11 protein-coding genes are annotated in these 10,221 nt (G+C 48.7%); 8 read left to right on the top strand and 3 right to left on the bottom strand.

The genetic code is table 11. The features are described from left to right. Positions 1–70 precede the first annotated feature (70 nt). Positions 71–1,108 carry a DMT family transporter gene (locus tag V2H45_RS15160; protein WP_330484494.1) on the bottom strand — a complete coding sequence of 346 codons (1,038 nt, stop codon included), beginning with the start codon at positions 1,106–1,108 and terminating at the stop codon, positions 71–73. A gap of 79 nt (positions 1,109–1,187) precedes the next feature. On the opposite strand from V2H45_RS15160, the gene V2H45_RS15155 reads away from it, so the two are divergent. The 5 genes from V2H45_RS15155 (at position 1,188) to V2H45_RS15135 (ending at position 5,703) form a co-directional block, all read left to right on the top strand. Beyond that, positions 1,188–1,739: an SH3 domain-containing protein gene (locus V2H45_RS15155; protein ID WP_330484493.1), complete on the top strand. Its 552-nt coding sequence runs from the start codon at positions 1,188–1,190 to the stop codon at positions 1,737–1,739. Positions 1,740–1,772: 33 nt separating this feature from the next. After that, positions 1,773–2,123 (top strand): hypothetical protein, encoded by a 351-nt coding sequence (locus V2H45_RS15150; RefSeq protein WP_330484492.1) that lies wholly within the window; start codon positions 1,773–1,775, stop codon positions 2,121–2,123. A gap of 3 nt (positions 2,124–2,126) precedes the next feature. Then, positions 2,127–3,425, top strand: a complete 1,299-nt coding sequence (guaD, locus tag V2H45_RS15145; RefSeq protein ID WP_330484491.1) for a guanine deaminase — start codon at positions 2,127–2,129, stop codon at positions 3,423–3,425. A 7-nt stretch (positions 3,426–3,432) separates the two neighbouring features. Further along, positions 3,433–5,019, top strand: a complete 1,587-nt coding sequence (locus V2H45_RS15140) for a hypothetical protein (RefSeq protein WP_330484490.1) — start codon at positions 3,433–3,435, stop codon at positions 5,017–5,019. Positions 5,020–5,352: 333 nt separating this feature from the next. Then, complete coding sequence (locus V2H45_RS15135) at positions 5,353–5,703, top strand: hypothetical protein (protein ID WP_330484489.1); 351 nt, start codon at positions 5,353–5,355, stop codon at positions 5,701–5,703. A 91-nt stretch (positions 5,704–5,794) separates the two neighbouring features. On the opposite strand, the gene V2H45_RS15130 is transcribed toward V2H45_RS15135, so the two are convergent. Both V2H45_RS15130 and hpxO read right to left on the bottom strand, forming a co-directional pair. After that, positions 5,795–6,820 carry an aromatic ring-hydroxylating dioxygenase subunit alpha gene (locus V2H45_RS15130; RefSeq protein ID WP_330484488.1) on the bottom strand — a complete coding sequence of 342 codons (1,026 nt, stop codon included), beginning with the start codon at positions 6,818–6,820 and terminating at the stop codon, positions 5,795–5,797. 182 nt (positions 6,821–7,002) lie between these two features. Further along, positions 7,003–8,166 carry an FAD-dependent urate hydroxylase HpxO gene (gene hpxO / locus V2H45_RS15125; RefSeq protein ID WP_330484487.1) on the bottom strand — a complete coding sequence of 388 codons (1,164 nt, stop codon included), beginning with the start codon at positions 8,164–8,166 and terminating at the stop codon, positions 7,003–7,005. A 120-nt stretch (positions 8,167–8,286) separates the two neighbouring features. On the opposite strand from hpxO, the gene uraH reads away from it, so the two are divergent. The 3 genes from uraH (at position 8,287) to puuE (ending at position 10,193) form a co-directional block, all read left to right on the top strand. Continuing rightward, positions 8,287–8,640, top strand: coding sequence for a hydroxyisourate hydrolase (uraH, locus tag V2H45_RS15120; RefSeq protein WP_330484486.1), 354 nt, complete (start codon positions 8,287–8,289; stop codon positions 8,638–8,640). Between the two features lie 20 nt (positions 8,641–8,660). Then, complete coding sequence (gene uraD / locus V2H45_RS15115) at positions 8,661–9,170, top strand: 2-oxo-4-hydroxy-4-carboxy-5-ureidoimidazoline decarboxylase (RefSeq protein ID WP_330484485.1); 510 nt, start codon at positions 8,661–8,663, stop codon at positions 9,168–9,170. Positions 9,171–9,272: 102 nt separating this feature from the next. Next, positions 9,273–10,193, top strand: coding sequence for an allantoinase PuuE (gene puuE / locus V2H45_RS15110; RefSeq protein ID WP_330484484.1), 921 nt, complete (start codon positions 9,273–9,275; stop codon positions 10,191–10,193). The last annotated feature ends 28 nt before the right edge of the window (positions 10,194–10,221 follow it).

Genomic DNA, 10,221 nt, shown 5'->3' with positions numbered 1-10,221 from the left:
ATTTGCTGTGTGGCAGTCTCTGAAACCATCCTAGGCTTCCGCGTAAGGTGAGTAAATAACAGAGAATTAATCACTCTTTAGATGTTTCTTCATTGGCAGTGACTAAAGCAACCACTGGCGATTTGCCCATTTTTTCTAACAAAAGGCTCCATTGGGAAGCGATCGCGTCTCGTTGAACGACCACAATGACACCCACTAGGCTTAGCGATACGCCAATCCATTGTAACTGCGTCAGGGTTTCTCCTAAAAAGATGCTACTAAAGAGCATGGCGAAGATCGGCGTTAAGAAGATTAAGGCGCTTACGCTGGTGAGATTGCCCACTGAGGCTAGATAAAAGAACATTCCATAAGTGAGCGCCGTACCAAATAGCATGGCATAGCCAAGTCCCAACCAATCGCCGTTGCTGAGGTGGGTAATTTGATTGGATTCTCTAAACATGGATAGGGCAAAGAGAGGCAATCCACCAAGTACCATATGCCAGCCTGTTGCCACGACTGCATCCACATGCTTTTTGACATAACGAATCGTAATTGTACCCAAGGACATTGACAGGGCAGCCAAGAGCATCAGCAGTTCACCACTGTGCAACAGGTTTTCGGGTCTGAGAAAATACCCACCTTGCAGAAAGCTCAGATCGCCATGCAGCAGACTCATCACCCATGCTTCGGGTAAACCGCACAGGCAAATTCCCACAAAGCCGATCGCTAAGCCTAGCCAACCCCATAAACCCACGACATCGCCAAACAGAAGCCGCGCTAAAACCGCTACCACCAGAGGTTGGGCGTCGATCAACACAGCTCCCAATCCTGCGCCTGTGTTCACCAGTCCCTCTGTCAGGAAACCTTGAAACATCGCGCCATCTACCAGCGCAAATAATCCGATCCAAAGCCATGCTTTCCAAGTCTTGGGCTGTGGCAGCTTGAGGAACAGGGTTAAGGCGAGGATCAAAATACCAGCGGGAACCAGACGGAAGCTTGCCAGAAATAAAGGTGTTGTATCGGGGATAGCAGCTTTCATCGCCACCATTGAGGTACCAAGGAAGAAGAAGGGCGCAATCAGAAATATAGGAGATTTGGCGAGTTCCAGCTTGGCGGGATTGGGTTGCATAGTTTTGAGAGAACGATTTGTATACTGTATACAAAAAATCCTTGGGGCAAATAGTATTTCAGACTACAACTAAAAATGTATGCTTGATATTGCATACTGTATACAGTATGCAATTATTCATGCAAATCCCCTAGAAAGCGCTATGGAAGATATAGAACGGTGCTCGATTCGGCAAATACTACTGGCAACTGTGCTGGCAATTTTTGTCTTTCTCCAAGGCACTGCCACGGCGATCGCGTCGGCTGGAAATCAGAGCAATAACCAAGATTTGAACCAATCAGCAACGCTCGTAGCACCAGACAAAAAAATTCAGATTACGATCTATGCCCAACCAAATACGGTGTCGCAGAAACGGATTGGCTATGGGCTATCTGGCGATCGCGTGACGGTACTTCAGCAGGTCGGTAGCAATACTGGCAAAACATGGAATCTCGTCCGCTTTGAAAATCCCCCCTATGCCGAGGGCTGGGTCAGCCAAGAGTTTCTGTCCGTACAGAGTGCCAACAGCCCTTCTCAACAGGATGGGCAACCTGGCTACTTTGGCAGCCAGAAACCGCAAAAGGATCTCGCCAAGCAAGGTTCCTCAAGCCCAAAGCGCAACTACACCAACAACCAAAATCAAAATCAGTAAACTTACACACTAAACTCAAATCTAGGAGCCTTTATGATGTCCCCCATGCAAAATATCCCCAAAATACTCGTCGCCCTTGCGATCGCCTTATTCCTCTGCTTAAATAACGCCTCTATGGTTTCCGCCCATGACTACGGCAAGCAAGGCGCAGCAGAGTCTGCACCAAGCGCCACTTCAACGCAAAAAGGTAATTCCTATCAGCAAAAAACGGACTATTCTAGCGATCGCCAAAAAGACTACAAGCAGGATCAGAGCTACAAAAAGCAAGAAAGTAGCGATCGGCAAACCCAGACCTCTAGCTACCAACAGGAACAAAGCCCCAAACAGGAAACCACCTATCAACAACAGGATAGCGGTCAAAATAAAACCCAAAAGGAGCAGTAGTCCATGAAGGCGATCCGCGCTGCTTTTCTTGATTTTGTTGGCGATCCTTTTTTTGTGCCTGAGTCAGAGAGCGTTCGTTACATTCCTGATGGCTTACTGGTAATCGACCAAGGCAAGGTCAAAGACTTTGGCACATTTGAGACATTACAGGAAAAATATGCTGGCGTAGCGATCGCTTCCCATGAGGGCAAGTTGATTTTGCCCGGATTCATCGATATCCACGTTCACTATCCTCAAGCCGAAATGATTGCTGCCTATGGCGAGCAGCTATTGGCATGGTTGAACAAATATACATTTCCCACAGAAAAGAAGTTTCACGACAAGGACTATGCGCGTCAGATTGCCTCTTTCTTTCTGGACGAACTGCTCAGGAACGGCACAACTACGGCTGTGGTACTGACGACGATCTTCCCAAGTTCTGTGGATGCGCTGTTTGAGGAAGCCCAGCGACGGAATATGCGGATTGTGGCAGGGCAAATGCTGATGACGCGCAATGCTCCCGATTTTCTGATTAACGACGCCCAAACCGCCTACACGCAGACAAGAGAACAGATTCAGAAATGGCATGGCAATGGCAGGTCGCTCTATGCAATTACGCCACGCTTTGCGATCACCTCTACGGATGAAGAGCTGACCCTAGCAGGGAAGTTAAAAGCAGAGTTTCCCGATGTCTACGTGCATACCCATCTTTCCGAAAATCCCCAAGAGATTGAATTTACGGCAAAACTTTTCCCCAACAGCACAGACTATCTCAATGTCTACGAGCAGTTTGGCTTGGTCGGCGATCGCTCCATTTTTGCTCACTGCATTCATCTAGACGAATCGGCATTTGAACGGCTCTCTAAGGCGGGTGCGGCGATCGCATTTTGTCCGACTTCCAATCTCTTTCTCGGTAGCGGACTGTTTAAGCTGGGTAAAGCCAAGTCAGATTATGGCATCAAGGTTGGGCTGGCGACGGATGTCGGTGCGGGAACGAGTTTCTCCATGCTCCAAACTATGAGCGATGGTTATAAGGTTGCCCAATTGCAAGCAGAAAGTCTTTCGCCCTTTAAGGCTTTCTATTTAGCAACCCTAGGCGCGGCACAGGCGATTTATTTGGAAGATAAACTAGGCAGCTTCGACATTGGGAAGGAAGCAGATTTTGTGGTTTTGGATATGCAGGCTACTCCCCTGATGGCGCTCCGCAATCGCGGAGGGATTCCCCAAGATTTAGAAACCCTTGCCGAACAAATTTTTGCCACGATGATTTTGGGCGACGATCGCGCGATCGCGGCAACCTATATTGCTGGCGAATGTATGTAGGTTTAGGATGCTTCAACTTCCTTTTTCCCAATTGTTCCTAAAAACACTACTTCTGTGTGTAATTTCGTTATCTTTCTCTCTCCTTTGTTGGACTGCTCCCGTTGCCGCAACGGAAGTCGTTCGAGAGGTTAATAAGGCAACCCACAGGATTTTTGTGACGACTTTGCGCGATCGCGGTCATGGTTCCTTGCGTCAAGCGATCGAGCAAGCCAACCGAAATCCCGAAGATGACGAAATCGATCTGAGTCGCGTCAATGGTGCGATCGCGTTAAACCAACCGTTACCGAAAATTCGCGGCAATTTGGCGATCGTGGGCGATGGGAATGACGCGATCGATGGTAGAGGCAAGCATCGCATTTTCTATATCGAGGATGGTCGTGTCGAGATTCAGAATTTGGCGATCGCGAATGGACTCGCAAGGGGTGAAACAGGCAAAGGCACGGCGGGAGGAAGTGCGGGTATGGGTGGCGGTATGTTTATTGACAAAGGCACGGTAACGCTAACCAATGTCGTATTTCGGAACAATCGCGCTATCGGAGGCAATGGCGGACAGGTCGATCGCGCTGTTCCAGATAATAGAAAGAATCAGAATGAAATCCAAAGCAAAAGAGAGCGCTATGACATCAATCGCGGCGCGATCGCAGGCGTTCGAGGCATCAGCACTGAGCTAGGATTGGAAGGCGTGGCAATTTCTAGTCAAGGGAACAAATATCTCGTCAATCGCGGTGCGATCGCTGGAGTCAGTGGCATTGGTGTCAATGGTATTGGCACGATTGTGTTTGGGGGTGGCGGTGGCTTTGGTGGCTTTGGTAATGCGGGGAATGGCGGTAATGGTGGCAATGCAGGCGTAGAGGGAGGGAACGGCGGCAATGGTGGCAATGGCGGCAATGGTGGCATCGGAGTATTTGGGGTTGGCTCCTTAGCGGGTGTCATCCCAGTTCCTAACTTAGGGATTGGAGATAGCCCTTCCCCGTTAAAAAATGGAGGGAAATCTCTGCGGCTTGAGGGAGTTGGGATTGACAGTATCGGCGCGATCGCTTTTGGTGGCGGTGGTGGGTTTGGTGGCTTTGGCAACGCGGGGAATGGCGGCAATGGGGCAAATGCACTCGCCAAATGTTCAGATGGTGGGAATGGCGGCAATGGTGGGAATGGAGGTAACGGCGGCTTTGGCGGCGGTGGTGGTGGTGGCGGGTTTGGTGGCAGTGGCAATCCCTTGAGAATCGTAGGACTCGTCGGTAAAAATGGTTCTGGAGGTTTTGCTGCGGGTGATGGCGCTCTCGGCTTTGGTGGGGGCGGGGGCGGTATGGGTGGCGGTATTTTTATTCGCAGTGGTAGGCTGCGACTGCGTAACGTGACGTTTCAAGAGAATATGGCGATCGCGGGTGAAGGAGGGCGATCGGGCGAAGGCAAAGGAGGGGCGATCTTTATGGTCACAAAAGATTTGGTCAATCTAGCGGTTAGCCCTGAAGCCCCACTCGTTACTTCCCTTCAGGATTTACCGCGTTTTGCTGGCAACTTTGCTTCCCATGCTGCCAATAGCTTGAACGACAATGCGGATCTATATGGCGCGATCGCGATCGAAATGAATAGATAACGTCAGCTTGGGATCAGAAAACCTGAAACGCTATATATCCCAAAGATTTTTGTACCCTGAATTCGGGTGCCCCTACCCAATTTTCGTAGGGGCGATGCCCCTGTGCTCGCCCTGATCCCTTATACACCCAATATTTTGTCCCAAAATCCTTATTCCGAATTCACGCTAGTATGCCAATTATTTTCGTAATAAAAGCAAATTTTTGTATCTTTTGTATCTAAACGCACAGAAAAAATATAAATTAGGTATATTGAAAATTATTTTTTTAAGGGGAAAGTCATGACCACAACACATCGCACTAATGCGCGAATAATCGCCAAACATAAGACCAGTATGTTAAGTTCTCTCGAGCGTCGTCTAGAAGTTGCTAAGGCAATTCGCAACTTACAGCTAGTTGAGCTACTAGAGGATGAAAGACAAGAGATGTTTGAAGATGGGACGCAAGCTGAAATTTTGCAGCAGGATGCACCCTGCAAGGAATTGCCCTTTTCTCAATGGCAATCTGGCTTAACCAAAGTTTGGGATGGACTTGTACAAATTTTCGCTCCTCAGTCAGAGTTACAAATCAAGCAGATTTCCGATCGCAGTGGCAATAAGTGGTGGTATGCCTTCAACCCTCAAACGGGTCAAAGCGTTTATTGCGATACAGAAGACGAAATGCGTTTGTGGATCGAGACCAACTGATACTGTACTTAAACTGTGCTTAAGCAGCTTGAAAGTAGTTTGAATATGTGGGACTTGCCCTCAGGAAGAGAGGCGAGATCGACGTTCCATACTATACCAAAGTAGCCGCCTCAGAGGTTTGCTCGGTTTCGCCATGAGCCTTTAATAGCTCCGCAATCTTTTTGCGAATTAAGAGGCCGGGCTTATCGGTAAACATATGCTGTTCGCGACTGGGAACGAGGGGAACATCATAGTCCGTCGTTTCTAGAATTTCCTTGTCCTCAAGGGTAACGGCGCGATCGAAGGCGATCACATCGCGGCTAGGTGTGTCCTTTTCTGTATCGTTGCGCACGCAGAACTGCACCATCTGCGAAGTGCGATCGTCAATCGGTGTCATGGTATTGACGACAATATGTACCAGTCCATTGGAATAGGCAATGCGTAATTTGACCGTGAAAGGCATAAACCACAACATATCTAAAGTGCGATAGGTCTGTACGGAATCCATTTTTAGGTTTTGTTGTTGCAGTTCGGGATTGACCACACCCAAAACACCATGAGCGTGTAGACCTTCTTTCGTTTCGGTAATTTCTAATAAATCGGGCGTGGGATGGTCTTCACTGCCAAAGGTGGTGGTATGCACGAAGGTGGGATGGGCTAGATCGAGTTCGTTTTCCATGACACGCAAACCCGCACATTTCCAAGGCTCGTAGAACTCATGAATTAAGCGATAGTCAGATTCAAAGGCTTCCGCAATTTTAGGGATGTCGGCAATCGGTTCTTCCAAGCATACCCAAACATAGCCATAGGCTTCTGTACAACGATAGGCATCGATATGCGAAGTTGCGGGTATACCCACACCCTTTAACTGGGGAACGTGAACGCAACTGCCCGTACTGTCAAATTGCCAACCATGATAGGGACAAGCGATCGCGCCATTTACGACTTTACCTAGCGACAATTGGGCGGAACGGTGACAGCAGCGATCGTTGGCAGCAGCAGGCTTTCCCTCGGCATCGAGCCACAGCACTAGTTTTTGTCCCAGCAGCGTAAAGGGTTTGGGTCCCTCGGCAAGATCGGCTGTAGGAATTACGGGATACCAAAACTTACGAAATACAGGTTGCTTTGTCACTAACATAGGAACGAAATCTCCAACTTCAATCTAATTACAATAAAAAATTTTAGGAACCATTCGATCGCAGGGAAATACTAAGTAGGTAAGCAAAAGAAAACTATAAATGCTTAGCCTAGATCCCCGACTTTTTTTTGACCAACAAAGTCGATTGGTCGTTGCAAAGAAAAAGTCGGGGATCTAAATTTCTAACGGAAAGGGCCCGCCAAAATCACTTTGGCGAGGGCATCAATGACATCCTTCTCATCTTCTTCTTTTAGACTTTCGTACCATAGTTGTGTCACCTGCGGATCTTTGCCATAAATCATGTCAGCACGTTTGCGTGCCTTTAGTACTAAAGAATGGGTGCGTTCTTTACGATCGCTTTCATAACGCTTCAGGGCATCTGCCACACCCAGATTGGTCGTGATCAAATAGCGACAGAGAATCTCGGCATCTTCCATTGCCTGACAGCCGCCCTGTCCGAGCGTGGGCGTAGAAGCATGGGCAGAGTCACCCAGCAACACAACGCGATCGCGCACAATCTGTTTTAAAGGATCGAGATCGCTAATTTCGAGTCGATTGGTTTCGAGCGGATTCAGCCGCTTAATCAGGTTTTGGATGGGGCTAGCCCAGCCTGCAAAAATTTGCGCCAGTTCGGCTTGGCGATCGCAGGGCTCCACCACCGTACCCTTGGGCATGGGTGCACCAAAAAAGAAATAGAAGCGATCGCCCCCAATGGGCATCATGGAGGCGCGTTTGCCTTCTCCGACGTAAATTCCCCAAACATCTTTAGGCGAAATATCGGGACTGGCTTCAACCAAACCATTCCAGTTCACATAATCGGCATAGCGGGGTTCTACTTCCGCTCCATTCACATAGGTACGCAAAATCGAATGAATGCCATCGGCAGCAATCAACAGATCGGCAGTGGTGCGATGTCCATCTTCAAAGATTGCCGTAACGCTTTCAGCATCTTGCTCGACGGCTATGCATTTAGACTTGAGCTGCACGTTTTCTTCGCCAAAAGCATTGAGCAAAATTCGTTGCAAATCGGTGCGCGAAACGGGGTAGGGTCGCTGTCCTACGCGATCGATCAGAGGATTTAAATCAATGTGACTGAGGAGTTCGTTAGTATGGCTGCGATATTCCATGCGATCCATACGTCCGCCAATCGATGCGATCGCATCGCCAAGCCCCAGCCAATTCATCACTTTTACGCCGTTTGACCATAGCGAAATCCCTGCCCCTGCGGGTCTTAGTTCGCTGGCTTTGTCGTAGATTTCGACAGCATATCCCATGCGGCGCAGTGCAATTCCCGCCGTTAAGCCGCCTATGCCAGCACCAACGATCGCGACTTTGAGATTGTACATGGACTCATTTGTATACTGTATACAGAATACATACCAAGACTATATCAATGATTCTGTACTGGTGGCTACAATTATTTCTGGTATTTTGATTACCGTATACTGCATACAGCAAAGATCTCTATGTCAGGTAAGCTTACAACCCACGTTCTAGACACAACTCGCGGCCGTCCTGCTGCCGCGATTGCGATCGAGCTATGGGCGATCGATCCTGTCACCGATCTTTCGACGCTGATTAAAAGTGCGATCACAAACGCGGATGGACGTGCCCCATTATTGACCGATGGCAACCTGAAAGTTGGTTGGTATGAATTAATTTTTGAGATCGGCTCCTATTTTTCGGAATTTTACGAGCCTGAGACCTTACCCTTTCTCGATCGCGTTCCGATTCGGTTTGGGGTTGCCAATCCTGACGCCCATTACCACGTTCCCCTCCTGATTTCCCCTTGGTCCTACAGTACCTATCGCGGTAGCTAGTTTTTTCGCTTTCCCACGCCATGTCCTACAGCCTGACACAACTCAACCAAATGGATCGAGGGGCATTTACTGATGCACTAGGAGCTGTATTTGAGGATACCCCAGCGATCGCAGAACGAACTTGGGACAAACGCCCGTTCCAAAGCATTGCGGAATTGCATGCAGCCATGATTCTTGTCGTCAATTCCATGAGCCTTTCGGAGCAAATGGCACTGATTTGCGCCCACCCTAGCCTAGGCGATCGCGTCAAAATGGCAGAAGCCTCTGTTCTCGAACAATCCAGTCTGGGTTTAGATCGCCTGTCTCAAGATGAATACAATCTCTTTCAGGCACTCAACCGAGCCTATCGCGAGAGGTTCGGCTTTCCCTTTATCATCGCAGTCAGAAACCATTCCAAAGCCAGCATTCTAGAAGCCTTTGAACAACGCTTGCAAAACCCTGCTAAAACCGAGAAAGAGCAGGCGCTCAAAGAGATTGCCCAAATCGCTTGGTTTCGGCTCCAAGATTCGATCTTTCCTAGTCTTCCTTAAAGGTTACTGTGTATAGCCAAATCGGATATACCCCCTTTAATTCCCCCTTTACAAGGGGGAAGATCGGAAATCTAATTCCTAACACTCTATTCTCTTTTTCCCATGACTAATGATTCCTATCCCAGAGACTTAATCGGCTACGGTCGTCGTCCTCCCCATCCCCAATGGCCGCAACAAGACCGTATTGCCCTTCAATTTGTGATTAATTACGAAGAAGGTGGCGAAACCTGTATTTTGCATGGTGATAGTGCTTCCGAAACCTTCCTTTCTGAAATTATCGGTGCAGAACCCTTTAAGGGAATGCGCCACATGAATATGGAATCGATGTATGAATATGGCAGTCGCGCGGGATTTTGGCGATTGCATCGCCTGTTTACCCAGCGACAGATTCCCGTTACAGTCTATGGAGTTGCCATGGCACTAGCGCGTAATCCCGAAGCTGTCGCCGCCATGCAGGAAGCAGATTGGGAAATTGCTAGCCACGGTTATCGCTGGATTGACTATAAATATTTACCCGAAGCTGTGGAACGCGAACACTTTCAGAAAGCGATCGCCATTCATACCCAAGTCACAGGCAGTCGTCCCCTCGGTTGGTATACGGGACGCAGCAGCGAGAATAGCCGTAAGTTAGTGATGGAGGAAGGTGGCTTTCTCTATGATTCCGACAGCTATGCCGACGATTTACCCTACTGGGTTTTGGATGCGGATCGAACTAGTAGACCCCACCTCGTCATTCCCTACACGCTCGATAATAACGACATGCGCTTTGCTACAGCACAGGGATTTAACAGTGGCGATCAGTTTTTTGCTTACTTGCGCGATGCGTTTGACGTTCTCTATGCCGAGGGAGAAACCGCTCCCAAAATGATGAGTGTAGGATTGCACTGTCGCCTTGTAGGCAGACCAGGACGTGCTGCCGCTTTAGCCCGTTTTCTTGATTACGTCCAGAGCCACGAAAAAGTCTGGCTCTGTCGCCGCATCGATATTGCCCACCACTGGTACGCAAATCACAAGCCTGTGTAAGCTCAAATCTTCTATGGAGAAGAGATAT

It is taken from the genome of Tumidithrix elongata BACA0141, assembly GCF_036349135.1.
In the GTDB taxonomy this organism is placed as follows: Bacteria; Cyanobacteriota; Cyanobacteriia; order Pseudanabaenales; family Pseudanabaenaceae; genus Tumidithrix; species Tumidithrix elongata.
The sequence above is the reverse complement of the archived record's forward strand: the minus strand, read 5'-3'. Positions and strand labels throughout refer to the sequence as shown.